The organism is Nocardia takedensis NBRC 100417, assembly GCF_000308695.1.
GTDB classification, from domain to species: Bacteria; Actinomycetota; Actinomycetes; order Mycobacteriales; family Mycobacteriaceae; genus Nocardia; species Nocardia takedensis.
Genome location: NZ_BAGG01000266.1, coordinates 72,364 through 93,822, shown reverse-complemented (window position 1 = coordinate 93,822; position 21,459 = coordinate 72,364). Strand labels below are relative to the sequence as shown.

Below are 21,459 nucleotides of genomic sequence, written 5' to 3'. Positions count from 1 at the left end.
TTCTCGGTGTCATCGTCGAGGGGCGTGTCGGTTGATGGGACAGATGCGCGGCGGCGATCGGGGGTGCCGGCGGCGGACATCGGTGCAGAGAACTGGGGGCGGGGTGTGGTCATGAGATTCTCGCTATCGCCGCGTAGCAGCAGGTCAGAGGAGCCGCGGTAGAGGCGGTGTGCCGCCTGTCGGCGGGAGGCGGGTTCGCGCCGGGGGGTCGTCGGCTGTGGACTTCGGCGGCGTCGTCGGCGCTGATCAGATCGCCCACCAGGGCGAGGCCGGGCCCGAGCGGGTCGGCGCCGGTCAGCATCGCGGTGATCTGCGCTGCGGTGCGGGGATGCAGGGCGAAGCGGTGCGCGGGGTCGGTGGCACCCCCGGCGGTATGACGATGTTCGGTGTCGCTGTAGGTCCGGGCGGCGGCCTCGGCGGTGGCGGGATCGTGGTCGGCCGAGAGGTGGGTGAGGACCACATATGATCCCGAGGCCAGAACCGAGATCGCGGCGCGTACGTATTCTGCTGCATCAGTGATGCTTTCGAGCAGCAGAGGTGCCAGATCGACCACGATCGGGGTGCGCCCGAAGTGTGCGATCGCGGCGGTGGCCACGGTGGGGTCGGTGTGATCGGCGTGCCAGTACCGGCTGGCCGGGCTGGTCTCGAGCAGCGCGCGTCCGTGCGCGGCGATGACCGGATCGTGTTGGACGCGGACCATCGCCAGCCCCGCCAGTCGCGCCTGGATCTCGACGTAGTTGTCGTGCTCGTCGGGAAATCCCGCGCCGAGTTCGAGCACGCCGCCGACCCAGGGACTGCGTGAGACGAGTGTGGCGACGGCGCGCCGCCGTACCAGGTCGGCGGCGCGCACAGCGGGTGCGAACGCTGGTGCGCGTTGGTGCAGGACGGTGACGACCTCCTGGGATTCGGCGGGGCAGTCGAACCCGCACAGCAGACCGTTCAGGACCCGCTGCGGGGACAACTGGGCGAGTACTTCCGTGGTGGGATGACAACGCCCACAACGGATCCGGGTGGGTAGACCGTGGATGCACAGCAGGTCCGCCGGGATCTGTTCGCCGGGGCCGGTGGGGGTCGCGGGCAGGTAGGAGCGGTTCATCCGGTCGCGCCGTCGGGTTCGGGGGTGAGGTAGCGCTGCCAGGCGTCGAGGTAGCCGATGTGTACCGGTGAGGGCAGTGGCGGGAGGGCGAAGGCTTCGACGAGGGGGTCGTAGTGGCGACACAGTAAGGGATGTTGGTTGTCGCGGTAGGTGGTGAGGGCGGTGGCCCAGCGTCGGGTGAGCAGTCCTTCGGCGAGGTACCAGGCCGCGTGGGTTTGGATGAGGCCGGCCGCGTAGTGGAAGGTCATCGCTTCGAGCAGGTCGGTGGCTTGGGGGTCGGTGGCGGCTGCGGCGTCGGCCCACAACGCGCACACCGCGGCGCGTTCGGCGACCGAGCGCGCGTAGTCGAGCACGGTGCGTTCGTCGGGTCGCGCATCGGTGGCGGCCGCGCCGCGCACGAGGTTGCGGAGTCGGCGTTCGCGCTCGACGAGCGAGGCCAGCCACCACGGCAGCATCGCGCCCGGCTTTCGAGGGTTGAGGGTGCCGGGCAGGCTGAGCGTGCTGGGGTCGATGTCGGGGTCGGTCGCGGCGGCCAGGAGGAGGACGCGGGTCTCGCCCTCGGCGACCGCGAGCGAACGCAGCGCGCTGAGCCAGTCCGGATACAGGTTGGCGCGTAGCGTGCCCTGCGCGCCGAGTCGTTCGGCGCAGGTGGTGGTGACCTCGATCGCGGTCGCCGACAGCAGGGCTTTGGTCAGCATCGCCCAGACGGCGCGTTCCCGGTCCCCCACGGGCCGGGTGGCGTGCAGGTCACGGACCTGGCGTGCGAGCGCGGTGATCGCGTACGTGGCGGCCAGGCTGCGGTCGATGTCGGCGTGGACGTTGTCGTGCTCGCGCATCGAGGTGGCGCCGATGCGGCGGTCGCCGGAGTAGCGGACCAGGCCGGCCACCGCGGCGCGCGCGGTGGCCGCGGCCGCGTCGGCCAGGTCCACGCGGCCGTCGTCGAGTACACCGAGTATCGCTTGCAGACGTCGCCGCGGGTCCTCGACCACGGTGCGTAGGCCGCCGTGGTCGTCGATCTCGATCAACTCCGAGGCCAGCAGCGCCTGCCTCGGCAGTCGCAGACCATCGAATTCGATCGCGGCGTGATCCATTGCCGTGCCACCTTTCTCGGGAAGCGCGGTGATCCGCAGGCCCTCGACTGGGTGGCCGTCGCGGGTCCGGGGCCGGAACACGAACGGGACCACGCCGACGTCGCGGCCCTGAACGCGCAGTCGCGCGGTGACCACGACGACCTTCGCTATCTCGGGGTCGGCGATGTTGGGCATGAACTTCGTCGCCGCTGTATCGGGGGTCGAGAGCACGAATTCGTCGTTGTCGGGGTCCCACACGGCACTGGTCTGTTGGTTGGCACCGTTGGTGCCGCCGAGTTCGGTCAACGCCAGCACGCCGATCGCGGCACCGGTGTCGAGGTCGGCGAGCAACTCGCGTTGGTAAACGCTGTCGTCGCCGAACGACCTCAGCAGGCCGATCGCGAGGTCGAGGTGCCCGGTGAGCACCGGCAGCAGCCGCGGGGCGGCGATCGCGGCCCACGCGCAGAGCGCGCCGCGCAGGTGTACGTCGGCGGCGATGCCCGAACTCGGTGCGTCCAGCGCGGCGATCACCCGTCGCAGCAGCGGCGCGGCGGCGCGGACCTGCTCTATGTGGGAGACCTCGGGCCGGTAGTCGTCGCCGAGAGCGGCGACGACGTGACGGACCCGTAGGTGCAGGTCGAGACGGTCACCGAAGACGACACGGTGCAGCGCGGTGAGCGGCGAGGGAAGCGATGTGGCAGACAAGGTCGACCTTTCGATCAATGAAAGCCATTGTTTGGCAGTCAGGTTCACTGTTTGCGGTCGTGCGGGGCAGGGAAGGGTGGGCGGGGGTCGAAGGTCACGGGAAGTTCGGCCAAGGCACGGTGGAACGGGCCCGGCCGCCAGTGGGGTTGCCCGATCAGGTGGAGGTCGGGCATGTAGTCGAGCAGGTGATCGATCGCCTCGGCGGCGACGTGTTGGGACAGGGTGCGGGCCGGGTCCGGGCAGGCGTGCGGTCCGGTGCCCCAGCCCAGATTCCAGGCGCTGCGGGCGAGTTCGCGCTCGCCGGCGGCGATGGTGGGATCGGTCGCGGCCGCGGCCATGCTGACGACCACCGGCTGATGCGGTGGCAGGGCGATGGTGACCCGGCGGGTGTGGGGGAAGGTGCGGATGACGTCGAGCTGGGTCGGGGCCCTCGGGTAGGTGATGCAGTAGTTGGCCATCGGTGGGTCCTGGCTGAGCACCCGCGCGATCGCCGCGCCGGTGGGCTCCCCGTGGCGACCGTCGCGGCCGGTGAAGTCGGGGTCACGCAGTATCAGCAGAAGGGCGTTGGCGATCAGGTTCACCAACGGTTCACTGCCCGCGGCGAACACGGTCAACAGTTGGTCGATCAGTTCGCGATCGGTCAACCGGGCGGAATGGTTGAGGAACCGGGTCGTCACGTCCTGACCGGGGCTGTGGCGACGCAGGGCGATCAGGCGTCCGAGGGCGGTGGTGAGCATGTCGTCGACCGCGCCGGTGTCGATGCCGTCGAACATCGCGGCGCTGGCCTGGGCGACCATCGCCCCGAGGGCGGGCGGGCATCCCAGGATCTGGCAGATCACCTCGAACACCAGCGGGGTGATGTAGTCGGTGAGCAGATCGGCGCGGCCGCGCCGGCAGAACCCGTTGACCAACGCGACACTGCGTTCCGCGATCAGGTCGCGGACCATCAGGTCATCGATGCCGCTCAACGCGGCCACGGTCGCGGCCCGGTAGCGGTCGTGGGCGGTGCCACCGGTGCGCAACGAGTTGCGGCGCGGTCCGATCATCGGCGCGATCGGACACCCCCGGGGCAGCCCGCCCCCGGTGACCCACCGTGTGGGATCGGCGCTGAATTTGTCGGTCGCGTGCAGGATGTGGACGGCTTCGCGATACCCCAACACCAGGGTGGCGGACACTCCCGGATGCAGTAGGACCGGGGCCAGCGGCCCGAACCGCAACCGCATCGCCTCGTACGCGGCGTACGGGTCGGCGGCGAACTCGGGGGTGTGCAGGGGGTACGGGTCACCGAGATCGCCGATGGCGACCGCTGCGGGGGCGTTCAAAGTCACTGTCTCTCTGCTCGATTCGTCGGCGCTCGGCCTCGCTGAAGGTGGCTGTCTCGTGCAGGGGGTTCATGAGGTGGGTGGGGGCGAAGACCACCGGCAGCGCGGTCAACCCCCGACGGGCGGCGCCGGGCAGATAGCGCGGCGGGTTCGGTGAGCCCCACGCGATGTCGGGGACCCAGTCCAGCAGCATCTCCACCGCCGACACCGCCACCGTCCGCGCCATCCGCGCGGCCGGGCATTGCCGGTCACGCGCGCCGAACCCCAGGTGCGCGTCCTGTCCCCCGGGCAGCTCAGCGCGGTCCAGATCGCGGTGACAGTCGAGGATCGACACGATCACCGGGACCTCGTGCGAGAGCCACCCGTGCTCGAACTCGACCGGGGTGTGCGGGTAGGCCACCACCGCGTACGGGATCGGCGGATCGCGCAGCACGGTGAGCTCGACCGCGGCCTCCACCGAGACCCCGCCGCCGTGGCGGATCGGATCCAGATCCGGGTCGATCATCAACCGCAACAGGGTGTTGGCGATCAGATTCCACGTCGGCTCCAGGCCCGCGGCGTACAGTGCCGCCACGCAGCGCGCGCTGTGCTCGGGCGAGGAATGTGGCGCGCGGGCGAATCCGGTGCTCGGGGATGCTTGACCCGTGGCGATCGCCTCGGCCACCACGGTGAGGAGTCGGTGGGCGGCGGCGTCGAGGTCCGCCGCCGCCCGCAGCGCGGTGGCGGCTTCCACGACGAGCGGCTCGACCGACTCCGACAGTCCCAGTAGTCCGGCGAAAACCTCGCGTGCCAACGGCTGGGCGTAGTCGGTGAGCAGATCCGCGCGCCCGCGCTCGACGAAGCGGCCGGTCAACCGATCGGCGGACTCGATCGCGCGCGACCGGATCCCCTCGGAGTCGGTGTTCGCCATAAATTCTCGATAGCTCTGGCCGAATATCGTGTCCCCGGCCGGGCGCAGGACACCGGCCACCGGGCAGTGCAGCGGCCTCGCGCCGTTGAGTGGTGTGGGTGGGAATCGTTCGGTGTCCATCAACGCCAGCGCGGTGGCGTAGTCGGTAACCACCGACACCGGCCGCCCGCCGATCCGGGCGGGCACGACCTTGCCCGCACCCGCCAGGGCGGTCGGGCCCTCGGCGCGGTCGGGCGCGTCGAGATCGGGGATGTCCCTCGCTCGCCCGCTCACCCGATCGAGCCCGCCGAGGAGTTCCGCGACGTTGCGCCGCGGCGGTGTGGATCGTTCGCGGGCGCGGTCTCGAGGCGACCGCGCAGCCATCGAGAGAACGTCTCGTCCGCGACCGCGGTCGACAGGTGCGCACCGGCGGCCGCCGGTTTCCCCGCGACCAGCTCCGCGTGATCGGTGATCGCGACAGTGGTGAACGCCGATTCCACCACGGGGAGCCCTGCGGCCCACGCCAGTGTGAGCACCGCGCGCATCGGCGGCGCGGAGTTCCGGGCTGCCATCCACGCCCGCGCACACTCGGCGAGCAGATCCCATGCCGGTGAGCTCGATCCGGACAGGGCGTCGAACACGGCCGTTGCGGGCTCGTGCGGGACATGCTCGGCCAGCAGCATGCGCAGACTCGCCACCCGCGAACTCGCCGCCACCACGGTGCGCGCGGCGACGGGATCGAGACGGATGTTGCGTTCGGCGTTGCCGCGACGTCGGGTTCCGGCCTGCATCACCACGACCAACCGCGCCGCCAACCCTGGCCGGGCCGCGATCGCGTGGGCCAGATTCGTCGCCGGACCCAACACGATCCACAGAATCGGGCCCTGCGGGTGACAGGCGGTCATCTTGTCGAGCTGCCCCAGAAGGTCCGTCGACACCACCGCCGGCGCGCGGTCGTCGACGAGGTGCTCGCACACCCACCGTCGCTGCGCTCCCGCGTGCTCGGCGCCCGCCACGACCGCCGCGTCCACGCCCATCAGGTCCACCAGGCGGGCGGCCAGCCCGGCGCGGCGCCCCCCGTATTCGTCACTGCTCACCACCAGCGACAGGTTGCGCAGCGACCGCGCGGCCGCCCACAACGCCAAGGCTCGATCCGGGGTGTTGCCCAGATCCACGTCCACGACCGCGGGGACACCCAGGCTCTCGGGCAGGATCGGCCACACCACGCCCGCCGCCAACGACGTGCGCGGCGGGGACACCCACGGGACCGGCGCCATCATCGCCCCCACCGGTCGCGTCGGCGCGGGCGAGTGCGGTTCGCTCCGGCCGTGATCGGCAGGGTGGTACTGCGGGACCGGGCGCTCCCGGCGTGCCGGTTGATCACGGCGCTCATCGGGCCATCGCTCGCATGGCCGCGACGGGAACGCCCGCGTGGTCGGCCCCGTCGCCGTGCAGAGTCGCCAGTGCCCAGTCCATGACTGCGTCGGAGTTCACCGAGGTCGACATCGGGACCTCGAAGTCGCCCGGCCCGACAATGAGTCGGCCGTTCTCGGCGAGGGTGAACCCCGTGGGAGCGAAGTCTACGGATCCGAGTCCTGCTGCGGCGGAGGCGGTTACGGTGTCGGCCAGATGTCGGGCGGCGATCGTGGCGTGTCGTGCCTGATCGAGGTGTGCGAGCAGCAGCGCGGCCCATGGCCGGTCGGATTCGGCCAGGACCCGGTGGATCGCGGATCCTGGTTCCAGGGCGGGCAGGTGCGCGGTGCGCGCGGGCAGCACCAGGCGCATCCTGCGTGCCGTCAACAGCACCGTGCGGGCGGCGGTCAGGTCGACCGCGAAGCGGGGTTCGGGTCGCTCCCCCGATCCGTCGAGTCCGCCGCCGCTCTGCCAGACGGTCAGGCGCGAGGCCAGGCCCAGCGGGTTCGGCGCGCCCTGATCGAGGGCCAGCAGGTGGGCGAGGTCGGTCAGCGGTGCGTGGTTGCAGAATCCGACCGGGGTGGCGGGGTGGGCGCGGCAGACCTCCGCGACGGCGGTGTAGGTGTCGCGGTCAGTGACGGTGAGGTGGTCGGGGGTCAGCCGGTGGGCGGTCCAGTATCGGCTGGTGGGCGGGCGGTAGCGACCGTCTTCGTGGCGGCAGATGCCGGGCACCACCTGGACGTCGTCGCGTCCCAGGGTGTCGAGGAGGTGCCGGGTGAATCGGGCGCGTCGGTGGTCGGTGAACTCGTCGGCGGCGATCACCAGCGATAGGCCCGGTCGGGTCAGGGCGAGCAGGGCCAGCCCCAGCGCTGTTCCCGGCTCACCGCCCGCGGTCGTCGCGACGATCAACGGAGCGTCGAGCAGGGGTGGTGTGGTGTGGTCGGTCATCTGTTCTCGGTCCTGAGTTCGGGGAGGGTGTTGGAGTGGGTCGGTGAGGGCGGTCCGGGCTCATGGATGTGCTCGGGCTCGCAGGTGTCGGCAGTGGCGGTGTCGGAGTCCTCGCCGGTGGGGAACGCGCGCGGCGGGTCGGTGAACGCCGCGGTCAGAGTCGGCAGGTGGGCGGCGATCTTCGCGAGGTTGGCGCGCAACGCGATCACGATCGCGACGGCGGTCTTGCGGCGATATCGGTTGTGCGCGGCGTACCAGCCGGCGTGGCGGCGGATGCAATGCAGGGCGTAGACATCGGCCATCGCCTCCAGCAGCAGCCTGGCGGTGGGCTCAGGCGTGCGCGCAGACGCAGCGTGCAGCGCGGTCGCTGCGAGTCGTTCGGCGGTGGCCGTCGCCAACTCGGCCGTCACGGCGCGGCGACCGAATCCGAGGTCGGCTGTGTCTGCGCAGCCGCGCGACAACCGTTGCAGCATGTCCACCCGATACTCGAGATAGGCCATCCACCAACGGTTTCCCGCACCTACCGGTAATTGCTCATACCTGCCGCACAGGCGATGGACGGTACCGAGACCGTCGAGTAATCCGGATTCTGCCGCGGCGGGGAGGGTCAGTTCGTCGAGGTCGATGTCGGCGAGCGTCTCGGTGAGTTCCTCGGATCCCCACCACCGGCCATGGTGGCGCTGGAGGGTGTCGAGGGCGGCCAGCCACCGCGCGTGTCGCCGAATGTGCGGGTTGGCATCGGAGCCGAAACGGGCAGCGCTCCAGTCGATCACGCGACGGGCGTGCTCGGGCAGCAGGTGAGCGGTCAGCGCCGCCATCACCTGTCGACTGTCGTGTGTCGCCGGTGCGCGCGCTGCACGGACGAACGCGCTCAGTGCGTAGGTGAGCGCGACTTCGAGAGCGGTCTCGATGTCGAGGTGTGCGTGCGCGGTGGCGGACTCGGTATCGACCACCCCCACCAGCGCCGCGCGGGCGGCGGCCGCGGCCGCGGTGGAGGTGTCGAGGCGGTGGCGGTCGCCGATCGCGCGCACCGCCGGCGGTTGCGCGTCAGTCCGGTCCGCGTGGTGTCGCGCGCCGAGCAGGGCATGCGGCGGTAGACGTAGGTCGGTGAACTCGATGACCGTCGGTGACGGCTCGTCGCCGCTGCCCATGAGCGTGATCAGCTCGACGCCGTCGAGCAGGGCGCCGTCGCGATCACGCAGCCGCACCAGGAACGCGCGCGGCCCGTGGTCGAGGCCGTCGACGATCATCCGCGCCACGGTCACGACGATGCCCGTGCGTTCGGGATGGGCGGTGCGCTTGGTCGCACCGAGATCCGGAGTGGACAGCACGAACTCGCCGCGGTCCCGGTCCCACGTCGCGGTCGTACGCTGCGAGCGCGGGTCCCACGCCGAATGCTCGCTCAGGGCGGCCGCGCCGATCACCGCCCCACAGGCGAGGTCATCACGGACCCGCTGCCGGTCCACTCCGTGCCGCCCCCGGTCCTCGGCGAGGACCGCGTCGAGCACCCCGAAGTGCGCGGTGAGCACGGCGATCATCCCAGAGTCCTCGATCATCGCCCGGGCGAGCAATCGTTGCTGTGTACCCGAATCGGTGCTCGATCCGAGCAGTCGGCCCAAGCTCGGCACTTGTGTCCCCCTCAGTGGGGCGCCGGGCGGTTCGCCGCCGGGCGGAGCCCCGAAGACGTCGTCGTGGAGTCGACTCGTCGCCCCCACCTCGGGGCCGTGGATCGCTTCCACGAGGGCGGCGACGGTGTCGGCGGTGACCAGCCATCGCTGCGGAATCGCCGAAGTCACGGGGAATCACCTACTCTCGATCGACACGGTTGGACGGTGCACGCACCAGCGATGCGTGTGGCATGAATTGCTTTGCCCATCCCCATGATTCGATGTCACTTGCGTTGATCGGTTTCGCGCCGTACGTTGCCGCGGCGACGCGGGTCTGTGGGAGACCCCTGGACCTCTCGACGGACGAGCCCCGAGGCATTCGGGGGTCGTACCGGCGAGTCCGGTCGGTCCAGGGGCTCCCCCGGGTTCCCCACATCCGTCGGCCGTGTCGGTACGGGGAAGTCTCTCGCCGGCTAGGTCGCGAGGCGTTCGGTCCCGACGCGCACACACCCGAGCCGGAAGAACCGATAGCGCGGCCACTCGACGCCGCGTCGATCGGGTAGTCGCCGCTCGCTCAGGCGCGGCCGCCCCCGGCCCCGCCGCGGCGGGGTATCGAAGATCTCCAGCACGCCCATACCCGAGGCCGGGTTGTAGCGAATCAGCAGCGTCGCCCTCGACCAGCGATCAGCGCCGGGCCGGGCATGTATCGTGCGCAGACCTTCGATCAGCGCGGCCGCGGTGTCGACCATCGCCACCCGAACCGCCTCACTGGCCATCCACAACAAGGCGGTGGTGCTCGCGAACTCCTCGGCCCGGGCGGCACACCGCTCCTCGGCGAGGTCGAACACCTCAACCCTCGCGTAGCGGGCGGGACCGGTCTCCTCGACGGCGCCGACCGTGGTGCGCGGCGGGCTGTCAGGGCTCGGGGCGGTGGTCACGATCACCTCCATCCCGCCGCGAGGCACATCCGGTCGGGTCCGACGGCGCGGTGCGCGGGGCGCGCGGCGATCCCGTAATGCAGATCCAGCCGATGTCGCGCTGCGGTGGCTCGCGAGGCGTACGCGGCGTTGTGCGCCTCGATCGCGTCCCCTGCCCGCACCGAGGCCAGGTTGGTGTAGCGGCGCGAGCATCCCCGGTACAGCGGCAGCGCCGACAGGTCGATCGCGTGGCGACACCCCCGGCTGTCGACCAACGCCGCGACCACGGGCAGATACTCGTGGTCGAAGTCGGTGGCCACCACCGCATCCCAAGACATCGGCAGAACCGAACCGACCTGCGCAGGATCATGGACCGTCACTACCCGCCCGAGACCGCCAACTCCGCGCAGCGCGCGCTCAGCGCGACGAACGGTACGGGTCACGACCAGCACCCGACGACCGGCCGCGGCCGCCGCCAGGGCCACCGCGCGCCCCAACCGACCCGCGCCCAGCACGACCACCGCGTCCGACTCGAGGCGCGTGTCGGCGCCCAGGATCGCCAACGCGATCTCCGGATACCCCGGCGGTGAGACCAGGTCGTGCTCCTCACGGACGCGACGCGCCAGCGCGACGGTCTCGGCGAACACCGGCTTGAGCGGATGCGGATCCGGCAGCCGCTGCCCCGTGCGCGCGACCTGGTCCAGGATCAACCGATCGCCCAGCAACGGTGAACGCAGTCCCACTGCGATCGTGGCCAACCGGTGCAGCGTCGCCTCCACCCCGCCCACGCTCTGCCCGCCGCCCCCGAGCGTTTCGACCGCAACGGCGCTCGCGCCCATCGAGCCCCGCGCGTACACCTCGATACGTCTGCCGGTGACCAGGACCGCAGCTCTGGCCCCGGCGCTGCGGGGGTCCAGCCGCTGACGACAAGCCGCGATCAGGACCGGATCAGCACAGCTCGAATCCCAGTACACACACCCCAACGGCGCTGAAGCGAAACCATCACACAGTGGAGACGGCGCAACCTGTTGCCGCACAACGTCACTCGACATCAGATCGCCCCCACCCGGAGTCGCGGGCATCGGCCCGCCGAGTCGAACACCGTCACATGCCACCGACGCGCGTCCGGTCCGATGTCACGGTGATGTGCGCCGCCACACCGACTCGGCTGGATCGCAGCGACCCACGACGGCACCCCCTGCGTGACGTCGTGGTCCCGAACCTCGTGCCGCGCGGTACCCGCTGGCATCCGACCAGCCTCGGCAACGCGCACGTTCACGTCGGCGTGAACGACGCCGGAGACGATCGAGCGCACCACCGAGAACCACGCGCCGACCCCATCGGTGAACGCTTCGGTCAGCCACAGCGCACCCACGCCCGGAGGGCGCATCGGAACCACCTCCGGCACGGCCCTGTCGTTCGGATTGTTCGCGTTCACCACGCGAGGCAGGCACGCCGATCCATGCGGCGGATCGTGAAAGCGCACTGCCGGAGCAGGATTGGTCATGCATCTCAGCATCACCCCAACCGTCGCCGCGGGGAACTGCACAATCACTGCAAGGCACTGCAATTGCACTGCAACTTCACTTCGTGGGTCTGCCCCGGACGTCGATTCCGGTGTCAGACTGGCCCTATGGAACTCAACGGCAGACCCGCCACGGCAGATGACCTCGCGAGGCTCGCGCTGGTCGGATACGCGCACTTCACTTCGATGGCCGTCCACCACGGCGGGGTGCGCGGGCTTGGCCTGCACCTGGATCGCCTCACCCGGGACTGCCGCAGCGTGTTCGACGCCGACCTTGACACCGACCGAGTGCGCGACCACCTCCGCGAGGCGGTCGCTCGCACCGACGGTCCGGTGATCGCGCGGGTCACCGTCTTCGACCCCGACCTGGGCCTGCCCTACCCCGGTGGCCCGGCTCACCCTCACGTCCTGGTCACGACCCGACCCGCACCCCTAGCCGCACAGCCCCCGCTGCGGCTGCGATCCGGTGGTCTACTCCCGCGACCACCCCGAGATCAAGCACGTCGGGCTCTTCGGTGCCGTCCATCAACGAGCCCTCGCCCAGCGCGGCGGCTACGACGACGTCCTGTTCACCGCCCCCGACGGCACGATCAGCGAGATCGCGACCAGCAACATCGGATTCATCAGCGAATCCGGCCAGCTGGTCTGGCCCGCCGCCGACATGCTCTCGGGCATCACCATGTGCCTGATCAACCAGGACCGCGACGAGGACGTCCTCAGCCACACCATCACCGTGACCGACCTCGCCGGCTACGTCGGCGCGGTGGCGACCAACGCGGCCACCGGCGTGCGCACCATCGCCGCCGTGGACGACACCGCATGGTCCGAACACCCGCTGGTCGCGGAACTGCGCGCACACTACGAATCCATCCCGCCGGAGAAGATCTGATCGCCGCAGCGCAGGCACCGATAGGCTGACGTGCAAACGCGCGGAAGGGGGAAGCGATGACACCGCTGGTTCAACAGTGGACAGGGGCCTACGTCGTCGCGCTGCGCGCGGCTCGCCGGATGAGTCTGCTCGAGTTCTCGGCGCATCTGGGCGTCAGCCCGCGCATCGTCTCGGTCTGGGAAGCCAAAGGCGCCGCCATCACCCCGCGCCCGGTCAACCAAGCAGCCCTGGACAGATCCCTGTCCCGACTCGACCCCGACGAGCGAGCGCGCTTCCTCGAAGTCATGCCCGACGACACGGGAACACTGACGGAGGCGCGGTCGGCCGTGAGCGGGCACCCTGGAGGTGCCCTCATGTCCCCAGAGGAGGACGAGATGCGACGCCGCACGTTCGGCACTCTCGCTGTCGCCGCAGCCACTACGAGCTTCACCTCAGTCCACGTCGGCGCCACCGACGTCGCCCGCATCGAGGAGATCAACGCACAGCTCGAGCGTGATCTGCAACAGTCCGGTGGCGCCCCGCTGGTCGAGCGCGCGGCGGCCGCGCTCGATGCCGGCCTCGCTCTGGTCGAGAACGGCACCTACAGCCAGAGCGTCGGTCGACGACTGATGTGCGCTGTCGGTGATCTGGCCACCCAAACTGGTTGGCTCGCCTACGACGCCGACCTCCACGCCCTCGCCCGCAAATGCTTCACCGAGGCTCGATCCCTCGCCGGCACCGTCGACCACGACTGGCTAACCGCCTACACCTGTCTCACCGCCGCCCTGCAACCGGTGTCGCTGGCCCGCACCGGCATCGGATCCGCCTCCCGCGCACTCCCCTTGGTGGCGCGCGCCGCGGACGCGATGCGCCGCCAACCACCCTCACGAATACACGCTCTGATCGCCGTGCGGGAAGCCGCAGCGCTCGGAGTGCTCGGCGACGCGGACGGATTCGGCCGCGCCATCACCACCGCGTGGCGAGAACTCGAACGTGCCGAGCAGCACGAATCGCCCGAGGACTGCCCCGCCTGGTTGCGATTCGTCGGCCCACAGGAGATCCGAGGCCACGAGGCCCGCGGCTGCGCCGACGTCGGCCGCAGCAAGGCCGCTGTCGCCCTGTTCGACCTCGCCGTCGCCGAGGACGCCAGCCCGTCCAACCGAGTGAACGCGGCCGCATGGGCAGCGAAGGCTCGCGCCCAGATCGGCGAACTGGACGGCGCGCTCGAAGGAGCGCTCCCGGTGTTGGATCAGCTCGAATACTCGGTGACCTCCCCCCGCACACTGAAAGTCCTCGGACCAGTTCGCCAGGCTCTACAGTCACTGCCGGCAGCAGCCGAGTTCCGCGCACGCTTCGACGCCCTCACCAGCAAAGGACAGGCGCGCACATGATCGAGTTCCGCCGCTACAACCACGACCAGGCCCGCGAAATCCGCGACACCATCATGGCGATCTTCACCCGTTCCTACACCGACGCGATCGCCTCCGGCGACCCCTTCGACTCCCCCACAGCATTCGCCGAACGATTCGACGCATACACCCGCAACCCCGAGTTCGACCTGGTAGTCGCCTACCTCTCCGGTCACGGAGTCGGACAAGCATGGGGCTGGCCGCTGACCCCGACAACCGCATGGTGGGACGGACTGCGCCTCGACGACGAAACCGAAGACCACGCCACATTCACCCGTGAAGACGGGACACGCACATTCGCGCTCTCGGAGATCATGGTCTACACCGAGCACACCGGACAAGGGTATGCCCGCAGCCTCCACGACGAACTACTCCGGACACGCAACGAGTCACGAGCAACGTTGCTCGTGGAGCCCAACAACGAGCGGGCATACGCAAAATATCGACGCTGGGGCTGGACGAGAATCGGCACCCTGACCCCCTCCTGGGACGACGCCCCAACGCTGGACGTACTGACTCGGCCGCTCAGAGTGAGCTGATCCGGCTACCCTCGCGACACCGATCAGCTCGTTCCCCGACGAGCATGGTCGAGTCGAGCGAAAGTCGCTCATCCGAAAGGGCGGAAAAGGCATGGTTCTAGGCCACAGGGCCCACACCTCAAGCACCCGCCGCAAATCCCCACGTGTGCTACGAAACAGTTCCGTCCAACCAGTTTTGGGCTCATGAGACCACTACGCGCGACTACGCTGACATCCCAGCGCGCTGGAAAGGAAAGGGGACGAATCCACCATGACGTCGCCACTGAGGCAGTGGACAGGTGCCTACGTCGCCGCCCTCCGCGAAGCCCGCCGCATGAGCCTGATCGACTTCGCCGCGCACCTGGGCGTCAGCCCACGCATCGTCTCGGTCTGGGAAGCCAAAGGCACCGACACCACACCCCGGCCGGTCAACCAAGCAGCCCTGGACCGATCCCTGTCCCGACTCGAACACGACGAACTCACCCGATTCATTGAACTCATGCCCAGCGAAGCCTTCGCCGACGCTGAGGGGGTGGTGTCGCCGAGCACGCAGCAAATCCTGGATCGGGCGTGTACAACGGCGGATGCGACGACCGCAGAACAGATCCATCAAACGCGGGTAGAGCGTCCAGGCTCCGTCGAGATCTCGGTAGGTGCTGGCCACCAGCTGGGTTCACTATTGGAATCAGGTGCGGGCACCGATCGCATTCTGATGCCGGCCCGCACCAGCACCGGAGAGGTAATCCTGGTGTCCATGCCACGTCGGACCTTCATCGCCGGGGCCGGAGCTGGTGCACTGGGTATGGCAGCAGGAGCCGCGTTATCCAGCAAGTTGCTGGCCGCAGTGTTCGTGCACAGCGAGATCGACCACATCAAGTTCTTCCGCGATAAACGGATGAATATCATCGAGTCGGACAATATCTACGGATCCGCCAGCACTCTTCCTGAAGTACTCGGCGCGCTCGATCGAATGCAAGCTCTGCGAGACGCGAAAGTGGTTGACTCCAACGGGATTCTACGGCTGATGGCGATGTACGCCGAGACAGCCGCATGGCAGTACCAGGATCAGCGCATGTTCCCCGAGGCCCAACACTGGGCCGAGAAGGCTCTGACGTGGTCGCACCAGCTCGGAGACACCTATTACATCGGGCTGTCGCTGGTGCGAATGAGCCAGCTAGCCTCGGACCGGGGCGATGGTGCTAGTAGCGGTGAACTTGCCGTTGCCGCCAGCCGTGCTGCACCGAGAGCCTCTCTGTTCACCGCTGCTGCCGTGGCCTACAACGCGCACGCTCTGGCGCTCGAGGCAGACGCGTCTGCCAGCGCCCGCGCCTATGACACCGCCCGCACCCTTGTCGGCCAGGCCGACACCGATCCAGCATGGGGTTTCTTCCTGGACCACTCCTACATCGACGCTTGCCAGGCCCACAGCCTCACCACCCTGGGTGACCACCCTGCGGCCATCGCGCAGTTCGACGACGCAACCGCACGTATGCAGTCCGGGTACCCGCGCGACCGGGGGGTCTATCTCGCGCGCTCAGCTGTCGCGCACATGGCTGCGGGGCAGATCGAGCCCGCTGCGGCACTGGGCACTCAAGCCCTTCAGATCGGCGTCGCTAGCGGTTCGGGTCGCATCATGGAACGGGTGATCACCCTTGCGGGCATGATAGATCCCGCCAGCATCCAGACTGGCGTTCATGATTTCGTCGCCGCGTTCGAGCAATGGAAGGCAGCCAGTTGCCCCGACCGTATGTAGTCCTGTCCGTCGCAGTCAGCGTGGACGGTTACATCGACGACACCGTCCCCGAACGCCTCTACCTATCCAATGAGGCCGATTTCGACCGCGTCGAAGTCGTGCGCACCGAATGCGACGCCATCCTGATCGGCGCGGAGACATTGCGCCGCGACAACCCGCGTCTGATCATCAAAAGCTCCGAACGGCTCGCCGCTCGCGCCGCGGCCGGTAAACCAGCACACCTCCAGAAAATCGTCGTCACTGGTTCCGGCGACTTGGACCCCGAGGCCCGTTTCTGGCATTACGGCGTCGAGGAACGAATACCGATCGTTTACACGACCGACACCGGTGCCGACAACCTGCGGGATCGCTTGGGAGATCTCGCTGTAGTCGTATCACTGGGCACAGCAGTCGATTTTGGTGTTCTTCTCGACGACCTCGGTTGTCGCGGTATCGACCGGCTGATGATCGAGGGTGGCACCAGCATCCACACCGCCATACTCGCCGCCGGACTGGCCGATGAACTCCACCTCGCCGTCGCCCCGCTGCTCATCGGCCAGGAGGACGCCCCACGGTTCGTCAATCCCGCGCAGTTCCCCGGCGGCTCCCGGAGACGGATGCATCTCGTCGAGGTGTCCCAGATCGGTGATGTTGCACTGTTGCGCTACTTCCCGAAAATCGACTTCGAGGACAGCTAAGAGCGCGGTCGCCAATTTGTCGGGCCATCGCGACCGGATCCCCCTGTGACCGCACGGTGCCCCCGGCCAGCGACGCCCGCAACGCGGCCTCGCACCGCTCCCGGGCGGCACCTGCCCACTGCGGTCCCCAGCGCTCGATACTCCTCCACCGTCACCACCCGGTCCAGCACCGCGATGCTCGATCCCCCGACCGGAGGCTGTTCGTCGCTCGAGGCCGCGTCAGGCATGTCGGTCACAGCCGGGGCGGTGGGGGCGTTGGAAGGTATTCGACCACCCGCACCGCGCCCTCGTCGGTGGCGTCGTGCGGTGTGGGTGCCAGCACCCGCAGGTTGGGCAGGAACCAGCAGTGCTGTTCCTGTCGTAGCGGTACCGCGCCGGTCAGGCATTCAGCGATGGTGCCGCCGTCGTCGCATTCATGTCCGGTCATCAATCGTTCCGCGAACGCCGCGAGCTCCCACGCGGTGCGGATGGGCCCGACCACGACACCGGGTCGATCACCGAAGCAGTACTCGGGGAATTCGAGCGGTCCCGCGATCCGCCACCGGATCGGCGGGGCGGGCTTGGAGCGCAGTCTGTCGTATCCCACAAACCAAGCCGCGTCGTCGAGTTCAGCGGGTTCGACATCGGTGGTATCCATGCTCTCGAGGTGATCCGACAGGGTCGAGGCGTCACCGTCCTCATCCCAGGTACCCAGAATTCGTGACTGCTTGCGCCGCGGTGTCGCCCGGAACCGGGTCAGGCAGTGTTCGTCATCACAGATCAGACACATCAGCACTCACCTCCGATCCAGGCGGCCCCGAATACGTCGGCCGTGCTCCCCGGCGCCAGCGCGAGGTGCTTCTTGCCCCGCTCACCACATGACCGCTCGGACTGTCCATCGATGTCCCACTTCCGAATTCGATTATGAGTGCTGCGGCGTTTCTCGGCTGTGGCGAACACTCGGGTACTCGATGCTTCGTATCGGACCGTCGACCTGCGTGGCGGTGTTCGGTCATTGTCTCGTGACAGGGTCGCTGGCGGGCGCACCGGCGCGGGCCGATGTCGTCTCGTTGTCGCCCCGGTGATGGTTGCGCCGGTCCAGCAGCCTCAGTGTGGGTGCGGTCATGGCGGTGGTGAGCAGGGCCATGACCACGAGCATCGAGTACAGGCCGGTGTCGAGAAGTCCGAGGGTGTAGCCGATGTGGAGGATGACCAGTTCGGTGAGACCGCGGGTGTTGAGCAGGACCGCGACCACGGACGCGGTCGCGGAGTCCAACCCGCCGACACGCGCGGCAAGGTAGGCGCCGCCGAGTTTGCCGCCAACTGCCGCGGCCACGATGAGGACGAGTTCGATGATGCCGGTGCGGTCAGTGCTGGACAGGTCGACCGCGAGTCCGGCGACGACGAAGAACCCCGGCATCAGCAGAGTGCTGAGGACCCGGGCTCCGGTCTCGGCGGTGGGCCGGTAGGCGCGCGGGAAGATCAGGCCGAAGAGGAAAGCGCCGAAGATCAGGTGCAGGCCGATCCATTCGGTGAGCGCGCCGTAGAGCAGCGCGCCCCCGACACCGAGGGTGATCACCGTCTGCGTGCCCTCGGCGCGTTCGGCGATCCGGGCGATCAGCGGACGGGTGACCCACCACGTGATCGCCGCCGCAGGCAAAACCAGCGCCCACCGCCAGTGGCTGCCGCCTGGGGCGGACAGGGCGAGCACGACCGCGAGCGCGGCCCAGGCCAGCAAGTCGACCAGCGCGGCGCACGCGAGGCTGAACTGGCCGATGCCGGTGTGGATGAGGCGGGTGTCGTGCAAGATGCGAGCCAGCACCGGAAACGCGGTGACCGCCAACGCGCAGCCGAGGAACAGCGCGAAACTGAGCCGGTCGTCGGCTTGGTGGCGCTCGAGTACGACCAACCCGACGACACAGCCCAGGGCGAACGGGACCATGTAGGCGGCCAGGGAGACCGCGCCGATCGCGCCGCGACGACGCCGCAGGCTCGGGAGGTCGAGTTCGAGTCCGCCGAGGAACATGAACGCCGCAATCCCGATGTTGGCCAGTACCGCCAACGTCGGGCGCGTTTCCGGCGGGAACAGGGTCTGGGACAGGTGCGTGCCCAAAACGGTGGGCCCGGCGAGAATTCCTGCGGTGATCTCACCGATCACCGCAGGCTGCCCGAGCTTTGTGGCCGCCCACCCGAGGGCTTTGGCGGCGGCGAGGATCAGCACCAGGTCGACCAGAACCGTGACGAGCGCGCTACCGGCCATCGCGGCGTCCCGTGGTCGCGTCGGTCCGGGCGGTGGGGTCAGGCGATGGGGTTGGGGATGTGGGCGATCTCCCAGCGGATGCCGTCGGGGTCCTCGACGAACACCGCGTGGTAGCCGTCGGCGTATTCGGGATATTCGCGAGGGGGATGCACGACGGTCCAGCCGCCCTCGACGACCGCGGTGTGCACGGCGTCGACGGTGTCGCGGTCCTCGACCTGGAAGCAGCCGTGTTGCCAGCCGGGCCTGCCGTGGGTGTGTGGGCGGTCGTCGTCGCCTTCGACTGTGTAGAGCAGGATCTCCGGGCCGGGCCCGCCCCAGGTCCGCAGTCGGTCGCTGGTGTGGCCGGGCCGGTAGCCGAGCAGGGCCAGGACCGTGTCGTAGTAGGGTCCGCTCTTGGCCTGGTCGGCGGTGGTGAGAGCGAGATGGTGCAGCTTGACGGGCAAGGGGTTCCTTTCATTGTGCGACAACACTTTCGGTTGTGCTGTCGGTGTCGGTGGTGAGCTGGTAGGGGTCGAGCAGTGACCGTAGCCGGGTGAGCGCGGTCGCGGTGTCGGGCGCGCCGAGTCCGACCGACAGCCCGGCGTCGGGTCGATACATCGGGTCGGTGACCTCGGCGACGTTGAGATGCCAGCCGATCACCGCCTCGGCTTCGCGCAGGCGGGTGGCGAGTTCGCTGTAGCGGTCGAGCCGAACTCGCCGACGGTGCGGGTCGGCGACGTAGCAGCACATGATCGCGGTCGCCGCGTGCGCACCCTGAGCGGAGCGCAGCGCGGTCGGGTCGAGGCGGGTGCCGATGCTGGCGGCCAGGTGCGCCAGTCGGGGGTCGATGCCGGTGCGCGCGTGCGCGGAGTGGGCGACCAGGCCCATGCCGGGGCGCACACCGACGTCGAGGACATGCCAACGCCCGTGGTGCAGGCGCAATTCGATGTGCAGGACCCCGGCGGGCACGTCGATCGCGGCCGCGGTCCGGGACAGCACCATCGGCAGTTGGTCGAGCGCGGCCGTGATCACGTGGTCAGTCGGTGGGGAGATCATGAGGTTGTCGACGAAGGGGTGTACCGCGGTGGCGGTGCGCTTCTCGTGGACGGTCGCCGCCCGCATCGCGTGGTCGTGGATGACGAGGTCGACGCTGATCTCGCGGGCGGCGTCGTCGTCGCCGAGGTAGGCGGCGGCGATGATCGGGGTGCGGGAGTCGATGTGGCCGTGGCGCAAAATCTGCTGGTAGAGCGCGAGGTTGGCGTCGAGGTCGAGGTCGTCGCGGTAGCGGTAGACCCCGCGCGACCCGGCGCCGGTGGCGGGTTTGAGAATCGGGCGCGGTCCCAGCGCGTCGATCGCCTCGCGCAGGAACACCGTCGACACCGCACCGACGAGGGACTGTGCGACCTGCGCCTCGTGCTCGCGTAGCCGCGCGTAGAGGCTGGGTTTGTCGGTGACCAGCGTGCGGGCGGGCGCGAGCGCCCAGTCCGGGTTCAGGACCGACAGCGCGGTGTTGCACCAGTCGTCGAACCCGACCGCGCCGATCAACGGCTCGTCGTGGCGGTCGAGCCGTTGCATGGCGGCCCGCACCAGCGTGGGGTGGCCCGTGTCGAGGGCCATCAGCGCGTCGGTGGGGATCTGGTGCCAGCTCAGTCCCCGCGCGAACGCTTCGTCGAGGGTGAGCACGGTTGGGTCCAGGTGCCCGTAGACGGCGTAGACCTGGCCGCTGGAGTGCGGGCGCGGAGCGGTCATGTCGACCGCGGTTGCTGCCATGGTGATTTCCTGCCGATCGGTGTGGAGGTGGGGTCGTAGGCTGGGCCGATGCACGCTGTGACCGATACACGCGTCGAATCGCTGGTGACCGCCGTCGTGACCGGGCTGGCCGGCCATGCCGACCCTGACTACGTGCCCGGTACGGTCGCGGCCCGTCATCCGGGCAAACCTGTACTGGGCGTGCGGATCCCGCTGTTGCGCGGCGCGGTGAAGGCCGCCTTGAAGTCTGCGGACCTCGATGACGGCGGTGCGGTGGTGTTCGGTGCGTCCGAGGCGTTGTGGCACGGGCGGGTCCACGAAGCCGAACTGGCGGCGGCGATGATGTTGCGTCTGACCGGAACTACGATGCCCGCCACGGCGATCGAGCGGTGGGCGAAGAGCTTGGACAACTGGCTCTCGGTCGACGAACTCGGCCCGGTGGTCGGCGCGTCGCTGCTCGCTGACCCCGCGCTGGTGGACGATCTGGCGGCGATGTTGTCCGGGTCGGAGTCGGTGTGGCAGCGCCGTCTGTACGTCGTGGCGTTGATCGGCCCGGTCAAAGCCGGGCTGTCCCCCGGCGAGGTGCCCGCGCTCGCGGAACTGATGCGAGATCCGCGCCCGCCGCTGCGCAAGGCGTGCCTGTGGCTGATCAACCAGGCCATCAAAGCCCGCCCCGACGCCGCCCGACAGTTCCGCGAGCTGCTGGCAGGTGAGGAACCCAAGTCCGTGGCGCGTCTGCTGGACGCCGCCCTGGTCTGAGGGCAGTCGGCGCGCG

General features: G+C 69.2%; 19 protein-coding genes and 1 pseudogene. 7 read left to right on the top strand and 13 right to left on the bottom strand.

From position 1 onward, the window contains the following. Positions 1-109 precede the first annotated feature (109 nt). The 9 genes from ON30_RS35205 to ON30_RS35165 all read right to left on the bottom strand — a co-directional run bounded on the left by ON30_RS35205 (position 110) and on the right by ON30_RS35165 (position 10,941). A complete protein-coding gene (locus ON30_RS35205) occupies positions 110-1,096 on the bottom strand; it encodes an SAM-dependent methyltransferase (RefSeq protein WP_040714788.1) in 987 nt (328 codons plus the stop codon). Beyond that, positions 1,093-2,871, bottom strand: coding sequence for an acyl-CoA dehydrogenase family protein (locus ON30_RS35200; protein WP_040714786.1), 1,779 nt, complete (start codon positions 2,869-2,871; stop codon positions 1,093-1,095). The genes ON30_RS35205 and ON30_RS35200 overlap by 4 nt, the downstream gene beginning before the upstream one ends. Positions 2,872-2,915: 44 nt before the next feature. Further along, positions 2,916-4,193, bottom strand: coding sequence for a cytochrome P450 family protein (locus ON30_RS35195; RefSeq protein ID WP_051030453.1), 1,278 nt, complete (start codon positions 4,191-4,193; stop codon positions 2,916-2,918). Further along, positions 4,153-5,376, bottom strand: coding sequence for a cytochrome P450 family protein (locus ON30_RS35190; RefSeq protein ID WP_040714784.1), 1,224 nt, complete (start codon positions 5,374-5,376; stop codon positions 4,153-4,155). Before ON30_RS35190 ends, ON30_RS35195 begins: the two co-directional genes overlap by 41 nt. Then, a complete protein-coding gene (locus ON30_RS36850; RefSeq protein ID WP_083911908.1) occupies positions 5,373-6,362 on the bottom strand; it encodes a nucleoside hydrolase in 990 nt (329 codons plus the stop codon). Before ON30_RS36850 ends, ON30_RS35190 begins: the two co-directional genes overlap by 4 nt. A gap of 109 nt (positions 6,363-6,471) precedes the next feature. Beyond that, positions 6,472-7,443, bottom strand: a complete 972-nt coding sequence (locus tag ON30_RS35180) for a hypothetical protein (RefSeq protein WP_040714782.1) — start codon at positions 7,441-7,443, stop codon at positions 6,472-6,474. Next, on the bottom strand, positions 7,440-9,239 hold the full coding sequence (locus ON30_RS35175) for an amino acid adenylation domain-containing protein (RefSeq protein WP_040714779.1): 1,800 nt from the start codon (positions 9,237-9,239) through the stop codon (positions 7,440-7,442). Before ON30_RS35175 ends, ON30_RS35180 begins: the two co-directional genes overlap by 4 nt. Before the next feature lie 284 nt (positions 9,240-9,523). Beyond that, complete coding sequence (locus ON30_RS35170) at positions 9,524-9,988, bottom strand: hypothetical protein (protein ID WP_157184080.1); 465 nt, start codon at positions 9,986-9,988, stop codon at positions 9,524-9,526. A gap of 2 nt (positions 9,989-9,990) precedes the next feature. Further along, a complete protein-coding gene (locus tag ON30_RS35165) occupies positions 9,991-10,941 on the bottom strand; it encodes a hypothetical protein (protein ID WP_169334982.1) in 951 nt (316 codons plus the stop codon). Between the two features lie 134 nt (positions 10,942-11,075). Between ON30_RS35165 and ON30_RS42650 the strand changes: the two are divergent. From ON30_RS42650 to ON30_RS35135, 6 genes and pseudogenes are all read left to right on the top strand, one after another. After that, positions 11,076-11,888 (top strand): annotated as a pseudogene (locus tag ON30_RS42650) (aminotransferase class IV); the annotation flags it as partial. A gap of 70 nt (positions 11,889-11,958) precedes the next feature. Further along, on the top strand, positions 11,959-12,381 hold the full coding sequence (locus tag ON30_RS40790) for an aminotransferase class IV (protein WP_218006346.1): 423 nt from the start codon (positions 11,959-11,961) through the stop codon (positions 12,379-12,381). A 56-nt stretch (positions 12,382-12,437) separates the two neighbouring features. Then, positions 12,438-13,751, top strand: coding sequence for an NsdA family TPR-like regulatory protein (locus ON30_RS35150; protein ID WP_040714770.1), 1,314 nt, complete (start codon positions 12,438-12,440; stop codon positions 13,749-13,751). Then, positions 13,748-14,308: a GNAT family N-acetyltransferase gene (locus ON30_RS35145; protein ID WP_040714768.1), complete on the top strand. Its 561-nt coding sequence runs from the start codon at positions 13,748-13,750 to the stop codon at positions 14,306-14,308. The genes ON30_RS35150 and ON30_RS35145 overlap by 4 nt, the downstream gene beginning before the upstream one ends. A 313-nt stretch (positions 14,309-14,621) precedes the next feature. Next, complete coding sequence (locus ON30_RS36845; RefSeq protein WP_157184077.1) at positions 14,622-16,040, top strand: NsdA family TPR-like regulatory protein; 1,419 nt, start codon at positions 14,622-14,624, stop codon at positions 16,038-16,040. Between the two features lie 20 nt (positions 16,041-16,060). Then, positions 16,061-16,717: a RibD family protein gene (locus ON30_RS35135; RefSeq protein WP_245554346.1), complete on the top strand. Its 657-nt coding sequence runs from the start codon at positions 16,061-16,063 to the stop codon at positions 16,715-16,717. A gap of 232 nt (positions 16,718-16,949) precedes the next feature. On the opposite strand, the gene ON30_RS35130 is transcribed toward ON30_RS35135, so the two are convergent. From ON30_RS35130 to ON30_RS39960, 4 genes are all read right to left on the bottom strand, one after another. Then, entirely contained in the window at positions 16,950-17,354 is a 405-nt protein-coding gene (locus ON30_RS35130; RefSeq protein ID WP_157184076.1) for a hypothetical protein, read from the bottom strand. Positions 17,355-17,708: 354 nt separating this feature from the next. Continuing rightward, on the bottom strand, positions 17,709-18,956 hold the full coding sequence (locus ON30_RS35125) for a cation:proton antiporter (protein ID WP_040714762.1): 1,248 nt from the start codon (positions 18,954-18,956) through the stop codon (positions 17,709-17,711). Between the two features lie 38 nt (positions 18,957-18,994). Further along, positions 18,995-19,399 carry a VOC family protein gene (locus ON30_RS35120; protein WP_051030450.1) on the bottom strand — a complete coding sequence of 135 codons (405 nt, stop codon included), beginning with the start codon at positions 19,397-19,399 and terminating at the stop codon, positions 18,995-18,997. Positions 19,400-19,409: 10 nt separating this feature from the next. Next, a complete protein-coding gene (locus ON30_RS39960) occupies positions 19,410-20,705 on the bottom strand; it encodes an ATP-grasp domain-containing protein (protein ID WP_040714760.1) in 1,296 nt (431 codons plus the stop codon). 48 nt (positions 20,706-20,753) lie between these two features. Here ON30_RS39960 and ON30_RS35110 point away from each other — a divergent pair, with 48 nt between their 5' ends. Continuing rightward, positions 20,754-21,443, top strand: a complete 690-nt coding sequence (locus ON30_RS35110; RefSeq protein ID WP_040714758.1) for a DNA alkylation repair protein — start codon at positions 20,754-20,756, stop codon at positions 21,441-21,443. The last annotated feature ends 16 nt before the right edge of the window (positions 21,444-21,459 follow it).

Coding starts and splice junctions, on each gene's coding strand:
- ON30_RS35205 (WP_040714788.1), bottom strand. CDS start 1,096: ATGAACCGCTCCTACCTGCCCGCGACCCCCACCGGCCCCGGCGAACAG.
- ON30_RS35150 (WP_040714770.1), top strand. CDS start 12,438: ATGACACCGCTGGTTCAACAGTGGACAGGGGCCTACGTCGTCGCGCTG.
- ON30_RS36845 (WP_157184077.1), top strand. CDS start 14,622: ATGAGCCTGATCGACTTCGCCGCGCACCTGGGCGTCAGCCCACGCATC.
- ON30_RS35145 (WP_040714768.1), top strand. CDS start 13,748: ATGATCGAGTTCCGCCGCTACAACCACGACCAGGCCCGCGAAATCCGC.
- ON30_RS39960 (WP_040714760.1), bottom strand. CDS start 20,705: ATGGCAGCAACCGCGGTCGACATGACCGCTCCGCGCCCGCACTCCAGC.
- ON30_RS35130 (WP_157184076.1), bottom strand. CDS start 17,354: ATGGATACCACCGATGTCGAACCCGCTGAACTCGACGACGCGGCTTGG.
- ON30_RS35110 (WP_040714758.1), top strand. CDS start 20,754: ATGCACGCTGTGACCGATACACGCGTCGAATCGCTGGTGACCGCCGTC.
- ON30_RS35180 (WP_040714782.1), bottom strand. CDS start 7,443: ATGACCGACCACACCACACCACCCCTGCTCGACGCTCCGTTGATCGTC.
- ON30_RS35125 (WP_040714762.1), bottom strand. CDS start 18,956: ATGGCCGGTAGCGCGCTCGTCACGGTTCTGGTCGACCTGGTGCTGATC.
- ON30_RS36850 (WP_083911908.1), bottom strand. CDS start 6,362: ATGATGGCGCCGGTCCCGTGGGTGTCCCCGCCGCGCACGTCGTTGGCG.